This window comes from Enterobacter cloacae complex sp. HYC033_NIDB, from assembly GCF_056673335.1.
The window spans coordinates 2,015,807-2,033,053 of record NZ_CP115123.1 but is presented as its reverse complement, the minus strand read 5'-3'; the positions used below and the strand labels follow the sequence as shown (position 1 = coordinate 2,033,053).

Below are 17,247 nucleotides of genomic sequence, written 5' to 3'. Positions count from 1 at the left end.
CCTTTCGTGATTCACCTTACCAGCTTATTCCAGGCAGGACCGGATCCGCGTTGATTCCCTGAAAGCCCCTCGCAAAAAACTTATTTCCCCTGCTCCGCCAGCCACGCCATCGCCCTCTCCCCTGCCTCATCCACGGGTAAATAGACCAGCAGCCGCGATCCGTTTCGCGGGGCGGAGTACCAGTACATCTGCTGGAGATGAAAATCCCCCAGCTCGGGATGGGTGAACAGCTTGAGCTGGTTCTCCACACCGCGCACGTCGTTACGCTGGTGCCACAGGGTTTTGAACTCTTCGGACACCGCAAAAAAACGCGCCAGCTTCGCTTCCCAGAGCGGGTCGCCACGGTGCTCAGCCATGGCCGCGCGGAAGTAGGAGACGAAAATCGGCAGCACGTCGTCACGTTTGCCGAGCCGCGCGCGCCACGCCGGATGGGTGAGGAACAGGTAAATACAGTTGCGATCTTCCGGCGGGATGGCGTTGAAATCGACGCCCATCAGGTGTCCGAAGCTGTCGTTCCAGGCCACGATATCGAAATTCGGTTTCTGAATACTGGCTGGTTTCGGCATCAGGGTATCCAGCAGGCGACGCGTGCCTTCGCTGATCCCCTCGCAACACACCGCCTGCGGGGCTTCGCCCGGCGGCAAACCGGCGAGCACAAAAAGATGTCGGGCTTCGGTCGGGGTGCATTGCAGCGCTTTTGCGATGGCGGCCATCACCGCGCTGGACGGATTGACGTCCCGGCCCTGTTCCAGCCAGGTGTACCAGGTCACCCCCACGTCGGCGAGCATCGCCACCTCCTCTCGCCGCAGGCCCGGCGTGCGGCGGCGGCCGCTGCGCGGTAAGCCGAGCCGCTGCGGATCGAGGCTTTCGCGCCGGGCACGCAAAAACGCGCCCAGCTGCTTGCGGGTGTCATCCTGGAGAGAGGTGACAGGTTCAGACATCAGCGCCATAACATCTCCTGCATGGTAGTGCCAGTACCAGTATAAGCAAGAACTGGTACCCGTTTATCAGATGGTTGATGCTACGACTCTACGCTGTTTGACGCAATGGAGTCACCATGAATACGTCAGTTGTTTCACCGGGTCGTGCGGGCCTGATATTGCTGTTAACCGGCCAGATGCTGCCGCTGATTGATACCTCAATCACCAACGTGGCGCTGGATTCCATCACCCATTCGTTACACGCCACCGCCACCGAACTGGAGCTGATCGTCGCCCTCTACGGCGTGGCCTTTGCCGTCTGCCTGGCCCCCGGCAGCAAGCTGGGCGATAACCTTGGCCGCCGTCGCCTGTTTATGTGGGGCGTGGCGTGTTTTGGCCTGGCCTCGCTGCTGTGCGGCATGGCAGGCAATATCGAACAGTTACTTGGCGCGCGCATTCTTCAGGGCGCGGGCGCCGCGCTGATCATGCCGCAAATTCTCGCGACGTTGCATGTGACGTTAAAAGGAACGGCACACGCCAGAGCGATCAGCCTGTTCGGGGGTATCGGCGGAATTGCGTTTATCGTCGGCCAGATGGGTGGCGGCTGGCTGGTGTCGGCGGACATCGCCGGGCTGGGCTGGCGCAACGCCTTCTTTATCAACGTGCCGATTTGTCTGGTGGTGCTGGCGCTGAGCCGTCGCTACGTGCCGGAAACCCGCCGCGACACGCCGTCGCGCATTGACTGGACCGGGACTGTCCTGCTGACGGCAATACTGTGCTGTCTGCTGTTCCCGATGGCGCTCGGCCCACAGTGGCACTGGTCGTGGCCGCTGAAGGCCGCACTGCTGGCGATTGTGCCGCTGGCCTGTTTGATGGTGCTGAACGCGCGCAAAAAAGAGCGTGAGAATGCCCACCCGCTCATCGCGCCGCGCCTGTTGCAGCTGCGCAGCATCCGCTTTGGCGTGCTGATCGGGATACTCTTTTTCAGCGTCTGGTCCGGGTTCATGTTCTGTATGGCGCTGACCATGCAAAGCGGTCTGGGGATGGCGCCGTGGCAGTCCGGGAACAGCTTTATCGCGCTTGGCGTCACCTATTTTATTTCTGCCTGGTTCGCCCCACGCCTGATTGCCCGCTACAGCACCAGCGCCATCCTGCTGACCGGGCTTGCGATTCAGCTTGTCGGCCTGGTGGCGCTGATCGCCACGTTCCGTCACTGGGGAATGCAGAATACCGCGCTGACGCTGGCCCCGGCCACCGGGCTGGTGGGTTACGGGCAGGCGCTGATTGTAAACAGCTTCTACCGTATCGGGATGCGCGATATTCAGCCTGACGACGCGGGGGCCGCGAGCGCGATTTTAAGCACGCTGCAACAGGCTGCGCTGGGGCTTGGCCCGGCCATTTTCGGCGCGATTTTGCTGCACGGGCTGCAAAATCATCACGGAGATTATACCCAGGCGGTCAACGTCTTCCTGATGGTGGAAACGGCCATGATGGTGGTGCTGGCGCTGGTCACGCTGCGTATGCGTCATCGTCTGTGTTTACCGGTCGTCAAGGCCTGTCCGGCGACAAAATAAAACTGCCTGAATTTGCATAATAGATCCGCAGCCGCCATTATGGGGCTGCATCAATACAGGAGACGTTATGCAGGAATTAATTGCTCAGGTTGAAGAGTTAGGGATTGAAATTAATCACACCACCTCTTTAGTGATTATCTTTGGTATTATTTTTCTTACGGCCATTATCGTTCATTTTATTCTGCACAAAGTGGTGCTGCGCGCATTCGAGAAACGCGCCCAGGCCAGCAGTCATTTATGGTTGCAGATCATTACGCAGAACAAATTATTTCACCGTCTGGCGTTTACCCTCCAGGGGATAATCGTCAACGTTCAGGCGGTTCTGTGGCTGCAAAAAGGCAGCGAAGCGGCGGAAGTACTCACCACCTGCGCGAAATTGTGGGTGATGATTTATGCCCTGCTCTCCTTCTTCTCGTTGCTGGACGTGATTTTCAATCTGTCGCAGAAAATGGCCACCGCCTCGCAGCTGCCGCTGAAGGGGATATTCCAGGGCGTTAAGCTGGTGAGTGCCATTCTGGTGGGGATACTGATTATCTCCCTGCTGATCGGTCAGTCACCCGCCATTCTGATAAGCGGCCTGGGTGCGATGGCTGCCGTTCTGATGCTGGTCTTTAAAGACCCGATACTGGGCTTAGTGGCGGGCATTCAGCTCTCCGCCAACGACATGCTCAAGCTCGGCGACTGGCTGGAGATGCCGAAATACGGCGCCAACGGCACGGTGACCGACATCGGCCTGACCACCGTTAAAGTGCGCAACTTCGATAACACCATCACCACCATCCCGACCTGGGCGCTGGTGTCCGATGCGTTCATCAACTGGAGCGGCATGTCCGCCTCCGGCGGACGCCGCATCAAGCGCAGCCTGAATATCGATACCACCAGCATTCATTTCCTCGACGAGCAGGAGCAGCAGAAGCTGATTCAGGCGAAACTGCTGAAGCCGTATCTGGCCGCGCGTCATGAGGAAATTAACCTGTGGAATCAGCAGAACGGCGAAGGGGAATCGGTATTAAACCTGCGCAAGATGACCAATATCGGCACCTTCCGTGCCTACCTGAATGAATATCTGCGTAACCACCCGCGTATTCGTAAAGATATGACGCTGATGGTGCGCCAGCTCGCGCCGGATGCCAACGGGCTGCCGATTGAAATATATGCCTTTACCAACACGGTGATCTGGGCGGAATACGAAGATATTCAGGCCGACATCTTCGATCATATTTTCGCGGTGGTAGATGAATTTGGCCTACGTATTCACCAGTCGCCAACCGGAAACGATATTCGCTCGCTGGCTGGCGTCATCGCCAGATAATCAGGAGCTGGCGCGGGAAATAAAGCGCCAGTCCATCATGACCCTTTCCGTGGGCGCATCCGGGTTGTCGATCTTATTTAACAGCAGATTGACCGCCTTGCGCCCGATATCCCGCGACGGCTGTTCAATAGTGGTGAGTGAAATCATCTCCGCCAGCTCGGTGCCGTCAAAGCCGACCACCGCGATATCTTCTGGCACCCGCAGCCCTGCCTGCTGAATGGCGCGCAGCGCCCCCGCCGCCAGCGTATCGGAAACGGCAAACACCGCATCCGGCGGGTTTGCTTTTAACAGGTTTTGCATCGCCGCCATGCCCGCACCAGAGCTGAGCTCACTGGCGTACTCCACCGCCTGATAGTCCAGATCCCGCAGGTGTATGACGCTCTTATAGCCGCGCTCGCGCAGACGGGCATATTTGTAGCTGAGGTCGTGGTTGATGAGCGCAATGCGTTTGCGTCCCCCGTCGGCAAGCTGGCTGACAACGTGCTGGGAGGCATCAACATCATTAATCCCCACGCAGGAGACCGCGCCCGCATCGGCGTATTCAGCGCACTGCACCCACGGCGCGTTGCCAATCAGCGCGGCCAGCTCCGGCAGTTTCGAGAATGCATCCATGGTGATAATGCCGTCGACGATTTTGCCGGAGAGCAGGCTTAAGCCCGAGCGGGAGCGCTCAATATCCGAGCCGGAGTTGCACAGCAGAATGCGATAGCCGTTCTTTTCTGCCTCGGCTTCAATGCCCTTCACCACTTCGGCGCAGAACGGGTTGGCGATGTTCGAGACCATCACCAGGATCATATAGCTGCGGGCAGTGCGCAGCTGACGCGCCAGCAGATTGGGCTGATAGTTACTCTCCTGGATCGCCTGCAAAACGCGCTCGCGGTTTTTCGCCTTCACGGTATCGCTGTTATTCAGTACGCGGGAGACCGTTGCTACGGATACCCCGGCCAGTTGAGCGATTTTCTGAATTGACATAGCGACGATACATCCTGCGGTTAGCGTTTTGTGCAGGCTACCATAAATTGATTGCCCGGCGAACCGGGCAATGCGTCAGTATTCCACGCGCACCCAGCGCTGCTGCTGATGACTTTTCATAATCGCATCAATGATATACATCACACAGGTGCCATCGTGGAAGGTGGCAAACTGCGGATTATCCGGCATCGCGCCCGCCTGCACGGCACGGTAAAACTGCGCCATCATATTTTTAAAGGCATCCGGCCAGCCTTCAATGTGCCCGCCGGGGAAGTGGGCGCTGTCGGCCACGTCACGGTTCATCAGGCCCGGATCGTCGCAGAGTATCTGGTTTGCCCTGGCGCGATGGCCGACCCACAGCTGCTGCGGGATTTCCTGATCCCACGCCACCGACTGCTCGCTGCCGTTAATTTCAAAGGTCAGGCGATTTTTTCGCCCCGCGCTCACCTGCGAGACGCTAAAGCTGCCCTTGCTGCCGTCGTCAAAGCGGAACAGCACCGAGCCAAAGTCTTCGGTGGTGACCGGTTTGTCTTCATACTCCGCCTGCTCGTCATGGGAGAAGGTCTGATGACCGCCCGCGCTGGCCTTGCGCGTCGGCCAGACGGTGGATAAATCAGCCATCACCTCGGTAATGCGCCTGCCGGTCACATACTGTACCGTATCGCACCAGTGGGAGCCGATATCCGCCACCGCCCGCGACGCGCCGCCGAGCGCGGCATCAACCCGCCAGTTGTAGTCGGTTTCCAGCAGCATCCAGTCCTGTAAATAGCTGCCGTGCGAAGCAAACAGCCGCCCGAGGCTGCCCGCACGCATCATGCTCGCCGCCTGGCGCACCATCGCAAACTGGCGATAGACAAAACTCACGCCATGCACCACGCCTGCCTGCTCCGCCAGCGCCACCAGCTCGCGCGCCTCGTCCGGCGTCATGCACAGCGGCTTTTCGGAAAACACGTGCTTGCCCGCACGCAGGATCTGGCGGTTAATCTCCGCGTGCAGGTGGTTCGGCGTGCAGTTGTGCACCGCGTGCAGATTAGGGAGCGCGAGCAGTTCCTCCACGCTGGCACAGGCGTGCGGCACATTGAGCTGGTGCGCCTTTTCCTGCGCCTTAACGAGCGAGCCGTCACAGAGCGCGACCACCTGCACAAACCCGAGACGCCTGAGCGCCTCGATATGCGCCGGGCCAATAAACCCGCTGCCGATAATCCCGACGTTAATCATGGCTGCCCCCTGCGGCGAAATCATCAAACGCCCGTCCGGAAACCGGGATGATATGACGGCGGATAAATTCGCTGCCCTCACTCGCGCCGGTATCGCCATCCTTCAGGCAGCACTCCCACTCCAGCACCGCCCAGCCGTCGTAGTCGTACTGGGTCAGCTTGCTGAAAATGCCCTTAAAGTCGATCTGTCCGTCGCCGGGCGAGCGGAAGCGTCCGGCGCGGTTGATCCACGGCTGGTAGCCGCCGTAGACGCCGCTGCGCCCGCTGGGGCGGAACTCGGCGTCCTTCACGTGGAACGCTTTAATGCGCGCATGGTAGATATCGATAAAGGTCAGATAGTCCATCTGCTGGAGCAGCATATGGCTTGGATCGTAGAGAATATTACAGCGCGGATGGTTGTCGACCAGCGCCAGAAAACGCTCGAAGGTGACGCCGTCGTGCAGATCTTCCCCCGGATGCAGCTCAAAGCAGACGTCCACGCCCTGCTCGTCGAAGGTATCCAGAATCGGCCGCCAGCGGGTTGCCAGCGCCTGGAACGCCTGCTGAAAGCGCTGCTCGTTGTGCGGCGGCCACGGATAGAAAAACGGCCAGGCCAGCGATCCGGAGAAGGTGGCGTGCGCTTTCAGGCCTAATCGGGCCGAGGCGACCGCCGCCTGCTTCAGCTTTTCCGTCGCCCACGCCTGACGCGCCGCCTCGTTACCGCGCACGGAAGCAGGGGCGAAGTGGTCAAACGCCTCGCTGTAAACCGGGTTTACCGCCACAAGCTGCCCTTCCAGATGGGTCGACAGCTCGCTGATGACCAGCCCGTGCGCGGCCAGCTTGCCCGCGATTTCATCGCAGTAGGCCTGACTCTCTGCGGCTTTCTCCACATCAAAGATATGCGGATGGTTGCAGGGGATCTGCACCGCTTTGTAACCCTTCCCCGCCGCCCATCCTGCCAGCCCGTCGAGCGTGTTGAAGGGCGCTTCCCCGCCAATAAACTGCGACAGAAAAATGCCAGGTCCTTTCATTGTCCTCATACCACCTCCTGAACATTACGCCTTGTCATCGTCATACTTAAACGTGAGAAGGAAAATCAGCGCGATCGCCGCGGCAGCCACCGCCGGGATCCACCAGAATGTGACCCACGCCTGCGGCACGGTCTGCCCTGCCACCAGACGGTTGTAGAGCGCGCCGGAAATCTGCGAGCCGAGCAGCATGCCGATGCCGTAGGTGAACATCACGATCATGCTCTGCGCCTGACCTTTCACCTTTTCGCCCGCCACGCGGTCGGTGTAGATAAAGCCGACGACAAAGAAGAAATCGTAGCAGACGCCGTGGAGCAGAATGCCGAGATACAGCAGAATGCGCCCCTCCTCGCTGACGCCCAGCGCGAACATGGCATAACGCACGAACCACGCCAGCATGCCGATCAGCAGCATATATTTCACGCCCAGGCGGCGGAACAGCAGAGGGATGACCAACATGAAGACGATCTCAGACATCTGCCCGAAGGACATGGCGGTGCTGACGTCGGCAATCCCGGCATCCGCCAGATACGAGGCGGTGTAGGCGTAGTAGGTGCCGAGCGGGACGGAGATCAGCATCGCGCAGACGGAGAAGACGAAGAAGTGGCGGGTTTTAAGCAGCGCGAAGGCGTCCGCGCAGAAGAGATCCCGCACCTTTACCGGCAGGCCTTTCGCCGGGGCGGGCGTGTGCGGCAGCGTCAGGCTGTAGATCGCCAGCAACACGGAGCTGACCGCCGCCACCTGGAAGATGGTGACGCTGGACGCCACGCCGGTGACGCCGATGAAAATGCCCGCCGCGATCCAGCCGATGGTGCCGAACACGCGCACTACCGGGAAGGTTTTATCCACGTTCGCCAGACTGTGAAACGCAATGTTGTTGGTCAGCGCCAGCGTCGGCATATAGCAGAGCGTGTAGCCAAACAGCAGGCCAATCAGCAGCGCGCCGTTCTCAGCAATCAGCGCCCCCGGCACGAACCAGAGGATCGCCGCGCCCGTGAGGTGCATCACCGCCATCACCTTCTGCGAGGCAAAGAAGCGGTCCACCAGCATCCCGAGCACGAACGGCGAAAGAATGGAAGCGATGGGTCCGGCAGAGAACGCGTCGCCAATCAGCAAAGACATGTTGTGCCGGGTCATCACCAGGCCAAGCGTGACCGACCAGCTACCCCAGATAAAAAATTGCAGAAACATCATCAGCGACAGACGCGGCACCAGCAGCCGGTGCTGCGTTATCGCCTTTTCACTACTCTCAGTTGACACCATGATAAGCCTCACCCGGAAAAAGTAATCGATTACAAATTCGTTCAAATGAAAAGTAATCGATTACAAAACAAAGATCCTGTGGATCAAAACAGAATTGGGAGGGGAGTCACGATAAAGGTGAAGGGGAGGTGCCGGGTGACGGCTGCGCCTTACCCGGCCTACTAAATAACGTCCCCGAACATGTAGGCCCGGTAAGCGCAGCGCCACCGGGCGTGAAGGCGGGCAGTGTGGTGCGGTCTGGTGCCCTCACCCCGGCCCTCTCCCACAGGGAGAGGGTGCAAACACTAAAAACGGCAACCAGGTTGCCGTTTTGCTTTTACCTTCGTGAAAGCTTAAACGCGATAAACAGGAACACCACCCACACCGGCAGCAGCATCGCTGACAGGCGCATCTCATCCATGGTGCACATCAGCACCAGAATCAGGCCGAGGAAGGCGATACAGAGGTAGTTCCCCGCCGGATAGAGCAGCGCTTTAAACTGCGTCTCGCGCCCCTTGCGTCGCATCGCCGCGCGGAAGCGAAGGTGCGCCAGGCAGATCATGATCCAGTTCAGCAGCAGCGTGGCGACAACCAGCGCCATCAGCAGGCCAAACGCCTCTTTCGGCAGCAGATAGTTAATCAGCACCACCAGCGAGGTGATAGCGCCAGACAGGAACAACGAATTGATCGGCACGCCGCGACGGCTGACGCGGGTGAGGAACTTCGGCGCGTTGCCCTGTACGGAGAGGCCAAACAGCATGCGGCTGTTGGAGTAAACCCCGCTGTTGTAGACCGACAATGACGCCACAAGAATGACGAAGTTCAGCGCCGAAGCCACCACGTTGCTGTTTAAATCGTGGAAAATCATTACGAACGGGCTACTGTCAGATTTCACTTCTACCCACGGATAGAGCGCCAGCAGCACCACCAGCGAGCCGATATAGAACAGCAGGATACGGTACACCACCTGGTTGACCGCTTTCGGAATGCTTTTGTGCGGATCGCGCGCTTCAGCTGCGGTGATGCCAATCAGCTCCAGCCCGCCGAAGGAGAACATAATGACCGCCAGCGAGAGGATCAGCCCTTTCCAGCCGGTCGCCAGAAAGCCGCCGTGCTGCCACAGGTTGTCGATGCTCGCGCGCTCGCCGCCGTGGCCGGAGAACAGCAGCCACAGGCCAAAGCCGATCATGCCAATAATCGCCAGCACCTTGATCAGCGCAAACCAGAACTCGGTCTCGCCATACAGGCGCACGTTCACAAGGTTAACGGCGTTAATGATGATGAAGAAGGCCGCGGCCCAAATCCACGTCGGCACGTCCGGGAGCCAGTACTGCATATAGATGCCGGCGGCGGTCAGCTCTGCCATGCCCACCAGCACGAACATCACCCAGTAGTTCCAGCCGGAGAGGAAGCCTGCGAACGGCCCCCAGTATTTATAGGCAAAGTGTGCGAAGGAGCCGGACACCGGCTCTTCAACGACCATCTCGCCGAGCTGGCGCATGATCAGGAAGGCGATAATCCCGGCGAGAGCGTAACCCAGCAGAACCGCCGGGCCAGCCATTTGAATGGCGGGGCCGATGCCGAGAAACAGCCCGGTACCGATCGCGCCGCCAAGGGCAATTAACTGAATATGTCGATTTTGCAAACCACGTTGCAGCGTCGGACTCTGATCCGACGAAGCTTCAGCGCTACCATGGCCTGAAGCGGATGACGCGTCTTTCACGCCCTACCCCTGTCTCTTTTTTAGAAGGGGCACGTTTTAACACTTCATGCTGGTGGTAGCAAGCTTAACGCCGGGCCAGCGCATGCGCCCGGCGGATAAACGTCACGACCCGATGATCCCGCCGTCCGCTTTGGTAATCACCACCGTTGACGATCGCGGACGCCCGTTCGGGCTGGCGTCTGGCCAGTTGGAAACAGCGCGCGGATTGGCCGGGTCGGTAATATCATCCCCGCCCTCCCCCGGATGCTGAATGTTGATAAACAGCGTGCGGTTGTCCGGCGTAAACGCAATGCCGGTGATTTCACATCCGCGCGGCCCGGTCAGAAAACGGCGATACTCGTTGGTGCCCGGAATGGTGGCGACCATCTGGTTATTGCCCATCCCCTCGTACGCTTTCTTATTGATGGTGCTGGAGGAGACGTCGGTCTGGATCCACAGGACGCCCCGGTGATCGAACGACAACCCATCCGGGCTGCCGAATGCCGCGCCCTGCATGGAGCCTTTGGCCTTCGGATCGTCGCCGTCGGTACGCCCGGCCATAACCAGAATATCCCACTTAAAGCGTGCGGCGGCAGGATCGGCACCCTCTTCGTGCCAGTGCATGATGTGACCAAACACGTTGTTGGCGCGCGGGTTAGCGGCATCGACCGGCGCCTTGCCCTCCTTCCCGCGATCGCTGTTGTTGGTGAGCGTACAGTAGACGCTGCCGCTGGCGTGCGGATCGACGGCAATCCACTCGGGACGATCCATTTTCGTTGCCCCCACCGCGTCGGCCGCCAGGCGGGTTTTGATCAGCAGATCGCCCTGGCTTTCAAACCCGTTGCTTTTATCCAGGCCATTTTGCCCGAAGATCAGCGGCAGCCAGTCGCCGCTTCCGTCCTGGTTGAACCTGGCGACGTACAGCGTGCCGGACGTCAGCAGCTGCATATTGGCTTCCCGGTTCGCGGGATCGTATTTTTTGTCGGAGACAAACTTATAGATGTACTCAAACTTCTGGTCGTCGCCCATGTAGACCACCACGCGATTATCGGCGGCGAGCGTGACGGCGGCCCCCTCATGCTTGAAGCGGCCCAGCGCGGTGTGCTTGCGCGGCGTGGAGGTCGGGTTGTAGGGATCGATCTCCACCACCCAGCCGAAACGGTTGGGTTCGTTAGGGGTTTTATCGACGCTGAACCGCTCATCCACCTCGTTCCAGCGGTAGGACTCATCGCTGTCGCTGATGCCGTAGCGTTTTTCCAGCGGATTGAGATCGGCTTTTTTCACAAAAATGTCCGACCAGTTCTCCTCGCAGGTGAGATAGGTGCCCCACGGCGTGTGACCGTTGGCGCAGTTCTGCATGGTGCCCAGCACGCGTTCCCCCTGCGGGTCGGCGGCGGTTTTCATTAAGTCCTGATGCCGCGCCGGGCCGGTAAGCTGCATCGGCGTATTGACGGTAATACGCCGGGCGAAGGAAGACGGACGCACCACCTCCCAGCCGCTGCCCGTTTTTTTCACTTCCACCACCGACACGCCCATCGCATTCTGCCCCTTGCGGGCTTTGTCGAGGCTCCAGTTCGCCGTGCCGTCGGTAAACAGCATCCCGTTATCGATGTATTCATGGTTCAGCGCCAGCAGGCCATGCTCCGGGTTTTGCGCCCCCTGCGGCAGGCTAAACCACGCCATGCCGTCGTGGTGCATGCCCGCCTGCACAGCCTGTTCGTCTGTGGTATTACTGGCGTCCGGCTTAAATGCCGGCATGTTGTCTTTGATTCCCGTCGGATCACCCCAGCGATAGAACGGGCGGGCAATATAGCCTTCTGGCACCCTGACCGTGTCTTCCGTGGAGACGTCGATGCTGGTAAAGCCCAGGGAAACCGCTTTTGCCAGCGCGGAAGGCTTCGATACCGCGGCAATGGCATTTTCGGGTGTGATCAGATACGGGAATGATACGGCGGCCCCCGCTACGGCCCCCATCTGGAGAAAACGGCGGCGGGAGAGGAACACCTCTGCAACCTCGGAGAATACCGGGTTAGCGCTGCGGTTACTGATATCGTCGCGATGTTCTTTTTTAAATACGGATTTGAGGGGTCTGCCCATAGCGGCTTCCTGTCATTGGCCAAGAGGTAAGGATGTGGCGACCAGTGTAAGAAGCTTTTATTACAATTTTATAACACGACAACGAAGGGATTGGGGCGTCCCTGCCCCGGATAACGAGGTGGAACGCTTAGAACTCGTAGCCAACCGAGACCTTAAAGGTACGCGGCTCGCCCTGAGTGATGTAAGTACCGGAATCGTCCACGCTTGACCAGTAGTTCTCGTTGGTCACGTTGTCGATGCCTGCCCGCACGGTCATCTGGTTTTCATTGTGGTTCACCGCGAAGCGATAGCGCATGCCCAGATCCAGCGTGGTGTAGCTGTCCAGCTTTTTGGTGTTCGCAAGATCGGCATACTGCGTGCCGGAGTGGTTAACGCGTGCGGTCGCCGTCAGGCCTTCAATCGGCTTGATATCGTACTCTGCGCCCAGCACGGCGTAGAAGCTCGGAATACCGATCGCATCGTTGCCCTGATTGACGCCGTTTTTGGTTTTGGTCAGCTCGGCCTGCAACCAGGCGGCGCTGGCATTCAGACGCATCCCAAGCATTGGCTCGCCGAAGACGTTCAGCTCCACGCCGCGGTTACGCTGTTCTGCATCCAGGCCGTAGTGACCGCTGTCGTCAAGGATCGCCGACGGCATTTTGATCTCAAACAGCGCCAGGGAGCCGCCCACGCGGCCAAAGTCCGCCTTTACGCCCACTTCGTTCTGCTTAGAGTGCACGATACCGGTGCTCTGGCCGTAGTTAGTAGCAGTGTTCGGCGCAGTTTCACCGGGCTGTAACGCCTCGGTGTGGTTGGCGTAGAGGGAAATTTCCTCCCACGGTTTATAGACTACGCCGTAGGTTGGCATCCAGCGGCTGCCGTCGAAACCGTCCGCGTCGTTTTCCGCGCCGGTGATTTTGTTGTACCCGCGGATGACAACTTTCTGATGACGTGCGCCTGCGGTGAACAGCAGCTTGTCGTCCAGTACGCCCAGCGTATCGCTCAGCAGCCAGCCCTGGGTACGGGTGCGCCCGCTGGTCAGCGGATCGCTGTATTTCCCGCCTAAGCCGTTGAAGTTAGTGCTGTCCGGCATATCAACGCCGGTGTTGTGATAGATGTTGGTGGTCGGGTTATCTGCCGCCGCCGACATTTTCCACGCGATTTTTTCGTTTTTGGTCATCGCTGAATACCCGACGTTGACCTTGTGCGAGACAAAACCGGTGTCAAAGTTACCGCGAATGCCCGCCATGCCGCTGACGGAATCGCTGATGCGGTTGGTATCAAGGCGGCTGACCGTCGCATTACCGCTCTTATCGAGGAGCTTCGGCGCGCTGTAGATCCCTTCTTCGTGCGCGTGCTGCGCGCCGAGACCGGTATATGCCGTCCAGCTATCGGTGATGTCATACTCGCTGCGCCACATCCCGAACTCGTTTTCGATATCGCTGTAGGCCCACTTCTGCGAGAAGTTGCGATCGTTCTTCGGCGGCTCAGGCACAAAGTCCACCGCCGAGATGTTGACGCTGGTTGGGCTGCCGTGGAAGGTTTTTTTCTGGTAGCCCAGGTCCAGCGAGGTGCGGAAGCGGTCGCCTTTGTAATCCAGGCCGGTGGAGAGCAGCGTGGTGCGGCGGCGGTCGTTCGGCACGCCGGTTTCCCCTTCGCGATGCACGAGGTTCACGCGCGCGCCAAACTGGTCGTTATCACCAAAGCGACGACCCGCATCCAGCGTGGTGCCAATCTGGGAATCCGAGGTGTAGTCAACGCCCACTTTCGCCTGCGGGGTGTCGCCCGCGTGTTTGGGCTCAAGGTTGATCATCCCGCCCACGCCGGAGCTTGCGGCGCCGTTCATCAGGGAGTTGGCCCCTTTGAAGATCTCGATACGGTCGACCATCTGGGCATCCACCACCTGACGCGGCAGCACCCCGGACAATCCGCCAAAGGTCATATCGTCGCCGTCAAACTTCAGGCCGCGAATGCGGAAGGTTTCCGCGCTGTTGCCGTAACCCTGAACAAATTGTACGCCCGCGTCGTTGGCAACCACGTCAGCAATGGTTTTTGCCTGCTGATCTTCCACCAGCTTCGAGGTGTAGCTGATGATGTTGAACGGCACGTCCATGGCGTTCTGCTGACCGAGCATACCCATGCGCCCGCCGTTCGCCACCTGGCCGTCGAGGAAGGCTGGAAGCAGCTGGTCACCACCGGGTTTGAAATCACTCCCCGCCGTGGACTGGACCACGATGGTGTCCTCTTTTTTCTCATCCGCCGCAAAAGCGGAGTGTGTAACCGCGCCGATGGCAATCGCCAGCAGCGTTTTGTGCATTGTGGTGTTGTTCATAATGAGCTCTTAACGTGCGCGCAAAAATGACCCGTTGTCGGGCCTTAAAAGTTATTAAAAGAAATGCAAATGAGAACTATACGCATTATGAATGCGTAATCAAGTGTCAACGGACATCTCTGAGCGAGAAGAGACAAGAAACAAGGCTGGCGGGAGGTATGGCGCGCAACCACCCCGAAACAGGGGTGGTTGCTAAGGCATTATTTTTTCTTGAAAATATCGGCGGTACCGTGAATTTTGTTGTTGGTGTTGCCGGAAGTCAGCACCAGAACATCAGCACCTTCTTTATCGGCTTTCTCGATCAGCTCTTTTTTCGCGTCGTCTACCGAGACTTCATTGGAAGTGCTAACCGTACCGATTTTTTCATACTGTGATTCCACTTTCTCAAACTCGTTTTTCGTCAGCAGTTCAGCCGCAAAGGTATTGGTGGTAAACAGAAATGCAGCGCCCATCAAAATAGCAGTCGTTTTTTTCATAACCTTTTTCCTTGAGATTAATCAGCAACTACGAAAAGCCCCACGAGTAAGAGTGAGGTGATATGAGCATGGTAGAGGAATAGCAAAATTGCCATAGGGTAAGAAAAATACTGTTATAACAGTCAATTGTGCTGTGAAAAATGTGCGTTAACGCTACTTTCGCGAGGGGTATTTCATGGAGAAAATCAGCAGGACGTCGCGCAGGCGGCAATATGTGAAATTTAATGGCACGCCCTGTAGGATTCGAACCTACGACCTACGGCTTAGAAGAACGTAGAGTACTATTTAACGCACTGTAATATCATTGGTTTTTCCGCGCTCGCTACGCATTTGTGTCATTACGTGTCGTTACCTGCTTTCTCGTTTTCTTCTGATACATCTATGCATGACACATCTATGACACAGAAAATGCACAGCCATGCCGCCGGGCATAGCTATGCCTTTTCCACATCACATCACCGGGCACCCGTCATCGTTGAATGCGCGATTGATGAAGAACGATACCCGGCCCAGCACCTCAACCTCTTCCAGCACTACCCCTTCTATGGCTTCGCCGTCGTCCGTGATGAGAGCTTGACCCATGAGCTTGGCGAACTGAGTCCTGCCTGCACATAAAATTAAAAGCACATCGCCGGGCGCACTTTTGGCCGCAGGTTCAATGATGGCAAAACCAACATCAGTTTCAAGCACCCTGCTCTCAGCCCCTATGTTGCAAATTACCTCTGGCGAGAGCTGGCGCTCGACATAATCGTTCGCTGGTGACGCAAATCCCATTATTGCACCCTCCCCATGTTGCGTAAGATCCAATAGCGGTTATCGCTGCCGTCGTTAGTCTTGTCGGCAAAGTCTTTTTGATAGCGTTCTATCCAGGCGTTCGCATCTTCGCGTGTGTAGTGCCAGTTGAACTGACGCAACTTCTCGATGAAGCAGTCGGTGCGAAGATAGCGGTAGCCTTTCGGGTTTAACTCTATTGCCGCTACAAACGCGGCATGGATGTCTGCTGTGCGTGGCATAATCACCTCACAAAATAACTGTATATATATACAGTATCGCTAAATATGAGAGTCGATCAAGCTTCATAGTGGTGCTACACTCCCTACCTTTCAGAATTAACTGATTTCTATAATGTTAAAGCTATTTACTCGCTATGTTTCGGTGGGGGTGATTAATACAGCCCTTCACTGGTTGTGTTTCGGTGCACTCATGCATTTTTTGGGGGCTACGCAGGCCGTTGCGAACGTGATTGCGTTCTGCATTGCTGTGACGTTCAGTTTTTTTGCAAATGCTAAGTGGACATTCAATTCTCAGGCTACATCTGGGCGCTATGCTGCATTCGTATTTTTCATGGGCATTATGGCCGCACTAACCGGATACGTTGCAGATTCGATTGGTGCCCCACCAGTTGTAACTCTCATAGCTTTCTCGGCATTTAGTCTTGTTGCCGGATTTATATACTCAAAGTTCATTGTCTTTAGGGATGCGAAATGAAAATTTCTCTTGTCGTTCCGGTGTTTAATGAAGAGGAAGCAATTCCGATCTTCTATAAGACCGTGCGGGAATTCGAAGAGCTACAACAGCATGAAATAGAGATAGTCTTTATCAATGACGGTAGTAAAGACGCTACAGAATCAATCATAAATGCGCTTGCTGTGTCCGATCCGCTTGTCGTTCCTATCTCCTTCACCCGCAATTTCGGTAAAGAGCCAGCGCTTTTTGCTGGACTTGACCATTCAACCGGTGATGCGATTATCCCGATAGACGTGGACTTGCAGGACCCAATAGAGGTAATTCCGCACCTGATAGAGAAATGGCAGTCAGGTGCCGATATGGTTCTGGCTAAGCGCTCCGATCGCTCTACTGATGGCCGCCTCAAACGCAAGACAGCTGAGTGGTTCTATAAGCTACACAACAAAATCAGCAATCCGAAGATTGAGGAAAACGTCGGCGACTTCCGCCTAATGTCTCGCCAAATTGTTGAAAACATCAAGCTAATGCCTGAACGCAACCTTTTCATGAAAGGCGTTTTGAGTTGGGTTGGTGGTCGCACTGATGTTGTTGAGTATGCTCGCGCAGAGCGTGTCGCTGGTGATTCTAAATTTAATGGCTGGAAGCTATGGAATCTTGCACTTGAAGGTATCACAAGCTTCTCAACATTTCCGCTGCGCATGTGGACGTATATTGGCTTGTTCGTTGCTGGCCTGGCCTTCATCTATGGCGCATGGATGATCGTCGACACGTTAGCGTTCGGAAATCCGGTTCGTGGCTATCCATCAATGCTGGTTTCAATACTTTTCTTGGGCGGGATTCAGTTGATAGGTATAGGTGTGCTTGGGGAGTATATCGGCAGGATTTATGTTGAAGTTAAGGGAAGACCGCGATACATCATCAAAAATGATGAACCAACAAACAAGTCTTAA

The 17,247-nt window shown here is 57.1% G+C and carries 15 protein-coding genes; 4 read left to right on the top strand and 11 right to left on the bottom strand.

Going from position 1 to position 17,247, the window contains the following annotated elements; all coding sequences use genetic code 11:
• Window positions 1-80 precede the first annotated feature (80 nt).
• Complete coding sequence (locus O1721_RS09720) at window positions 81-950, bottom strand: helix-turn-helix transcriptional regulator (RefSeq protein WP_017382554.1); 870 nt, start codon at window positions 948-950, stop codon at window positions 81-83.
• A 107-nt stretch (window positions 951-1,057) separates the two neighbouring features.
• Here O1721_RS09720 and O1721_RS09715 point away from each other — a divergent pair, with 107 nt between their 5' ends.
• Together O1721_RS09715 and O1721_RS09710 are read left to right on the top strand one after the other, a co-directional pair.
• Window positions 1,058-2,494 (top strand): MFS transporter, encoded by a 1,437-nt coding sequence (locus tag O1721_RS09715; protein ID WP_017382555.1) that lies wholly within the window; start codon window positions 1,058-1,060, stop codon window positions 2,492-2,494.
• A gap of 67 nt (window positions 2,495-2,561) precedes the next feature.
• Window positions 2,562-3,806 (top strand): mechanosensitive ion channel family protein, encoded by a 1,245-nt coding sequence (locus tag O1721_RS09710; protein WP_032647594.1) that lies wholly within the window; start codon window positions 2,562-2,564, stop codon window positions 3,804-3,806.
• On the opposite strand, the gene O1721_RS09705 is transcribed toward O1721_RS09710, so the two are convergent.
• From O1721_RS09705 to O1721_RS09660, 10 genes are all read right to left on the bottom strand, one after another.
• Window positions 3,807-4,778 (bottom strand): LacI family DNA-binding transcriptional regulator, encoded by a 972-nt coding sequence (locus O1721_RS09705; RefSeq protein ID WP_015571213.1) that lies wholly within the window; start codon window positions 4,776-4,778, stop codon window positions 3,807-3,809. It abuts the gene before it with no gap.
• 75 nt (window positions 4,779-4,853) lie between these two features.
• Window positions 4,854-5,996: a Gfo/Idh/MocA family protein gene (locus O1721_RS09700; RefSeq protein ID WP_032647592.1), complete on the bottom strand. Its 1,143-nt coding sequence runs from the start codon at window positions 5,994-5,996 to the stop codon at window positions 4,854-4,856.
• On the bottom strand, window positions 5,989-7,014 hold the full coding sequence (locus O1721_RS09695; protein ID WP_032103893.1) for a sugar phosphate isomerase/epimerase family protein: 1,026 nt from the start codon (window positions 7,012-7,014) through the stop codon (window positions 5,989-5,991). The genes O1721_RS09700 and O1721_RS09695 overlap by 8 nt, the downstream gene beginning before the upstream one ends.
• A gap of 15 nt (window positions 7,015-7,029) precedes the next feature.
• Window positions 7,030-8,265, bottom strand: a complete 1,236-nt coding sequence (locus O1721_RS09690; RefSeq protein WP_032647590.1) for an MFS transporter — start codon at window positions 8,263-8,265, stop codon at window positions 7,030-7,032.
• A 316-nt stretch (window positions 8,266-8,581) separates the two neighbouring features.
• Window positions 8,582-9,967, bottom strand: coding sequence for a phenylalanine transporter (gene pheP / locus O1721_RS09685; protein WP_032668731.1), 1,386 nt, complete (start codon window positions 9,965-9,967; stop codon window positions 8,582-8,584).
• A gap of 102 nt (window positions 9,968-10,069) precedes the next feature.
• Window positions 10,070-12,043 carry a PhoX family protein gene (locus tag O1721_RS09680; protein ID WP_032647585.1) on the bottom strand — a complete coding sequence of 658 codons (1,974 nt, stop codon included), beginning with the start codon at window positions 12,041-12,043 and terminating at the stop codon, window positions 10,070-10,072.
• 127 nt (window positions 12,044-12,170) lie between these two features.
• Window positions 12,171-14,354, bottom strand: a complete 2,184-nt coding sequence (locus tag O1721_RS09675; RefSeq protein ID WP_032647583.1) for a TonB-dependent receptor — start codon at window positions 14,352-14,354, stop codon at window positions 12,171-12,173.
• Between the two features lie 200 nt (window positions 14,355-14,554).
• Window positions 14,555-14,830, bottom strand: coding sequence for a DUF1471 family periplasmic protein YahO (gene yahO / locus O1721_RS09670; protein WP_015571217.1), 276 nt, complete (start codon window positions 14,828-14,830; stop codon window positions 14,555-14,557).
• Window positions 14,831-15,280: 450 nt separating this feature from the next.
• The gene (locus tag O1721_RS09665; protein WP_032647581.1) at window positions 15,281-15,604 is read right to left on the bottom strand and encodes a hypothetical protein; all 324 of its coding nucleotides are present in this window, start codon (window positions 15,602-15,604) and stop codon (window positions 15,281-15,283) included.
• Entirely contained in the window at window positions 15,604-15,843 is a 240-nt protein-coding gene (locus O1721_RS09660; protein ID WP_032647579.1) for a hypothetical protein, read from the bottom strand. Before O1721_RS09660 ends, O1721_RS09665 begins: the two co-directional genes overlap by 1 nt.
• Window positions 15,844-15,955: 112 nt before the next feature.
• Here O1721_RS09660 and O1721_RS09655 point away from each other — a divergent pair, with 112 nt between their 5' ends.
• Together O1721_RS09655 and O1721_RS09650 are read left to right on the top strand one after the other, a co-directional pair.
• Window positions 15,956-16,318 (top strand): GtrA family protein, encoded by a 363-nt coding sequence (locus O1721_RS09655; protein ID WP_032647577.1) that lies wholly within the window; start codon window positions 15,956-15,958, stop codon window positions 16,316-16,318.
• A complete protein-coding gene (locus O1721_RS09650) occupies window positions 16,315-17,247 on the top strand; it encodes a glycosyltransferase family 2 protein (RefSeq protein WP_111533377.1) in 933 nt (310 codons plus the stop codon). Before O1721_RS09655 ends, O1721_RS09650 begins: the two co-directional genes overlap by 4 nt.

Bases quoted from the DNA above. Each gene is read 5' to 3' on its own strand.
- O1721_RS09650 (WP_111533377.1), top strand. From the start codon at position 16,315: ATGAAAATTTCTCTTGTCGTTCCGGTGTTTAATGAAGAGGAAGCAATT.
- O1721_RS09680 (WP_032647585.1), bottom strand. From the start codon at position 12,043: ATGGGCAGACCCCTCAAATCCGTATTTAAAAAAGAACATCGCGACGAT.
- O1721_RS09695 (WP_032103893.1), bottom strand. From the start codon at position 7,014: ATGAGGACAATGAAAGGACCTGGCATTTTTCTGTCGCAGTTTATTGGC.
- O1721_RS09665 (WP_032647581.1), bottom strand. From the start codon at position 15,604: ATGGGATTTGCGTCACCAGCGAACGATTATGTCGAGCGCCAGCTCTCG.
- O1721_RS09660 (WP_032647579.1), bottom strand. From the start codon at position 15,843: ATGCCACGCACAGCAGACATCCATGCCGCGTTTGTAGCGGCAATAGAG.
- O1721_RS09690 (WP_032647590.1), bottom strand. From the start codon at position 8,265: ATGGTGTCAACTGAGAGTAGTGAAAAGGCGATAACGCAGCACCGGCTG.
- yahO (WP_015571217.1), bottom strand. From the start codon at position 14,830: ATGAAAAAAACGACTGCTATTTTGATGGGCGCTGCATTTCTGTTTACC.
- O1721_RS09655 (WP_032647577.1), top strand. From the start codon at position 15,956: ATGTTAAAGCTATTTACTCGCTATGTTTCGGTGGGGGTGATTAATACA.
- O1721_RS09705 (WP_015571213.1), bottom strand. From the start codon at position 4,778: ATGTCAATTCAGAAAATCGCTCAACTGGCCGGGGTATCCGTAGCAACG.
- O1721_RS09720 (WP_017382554.1), bottom strand. From the start codon at position 950: ATGGCGCTGATGTCTGAACCTGTCACCTCTCTCCAGGATGACACCCGC.
- O1721_RS09715 (WP_017382555.1), top strand. From the start codon at position 1,058: ATGAATACGTCAGTTGTTTCACCGGGTCGTGCGGGCCTGATATTGCTG.
- O1721_RS09700 (WP_032647592.1), bottom strand. From the start codon at position 5,996: ATGATTAACGTCGGGATTATCGGCAGCGGGTTTATTGGCCCGGCGCAT.
- O1721_RS09675 (WP_032647583.1), bottom strand. From the start codon at position 14,354: ATGAACAACACCACAATGCACAAAACGCTGCTGGCGATTGCCATCGGC.
- O1721_RS09710 (WP_032647594.1), top strand. From the start codon at position 2,562: ATGCAGGAATTAATTGCTCAGGTTGAAGAGTTAGGGATTGAAATTAAT.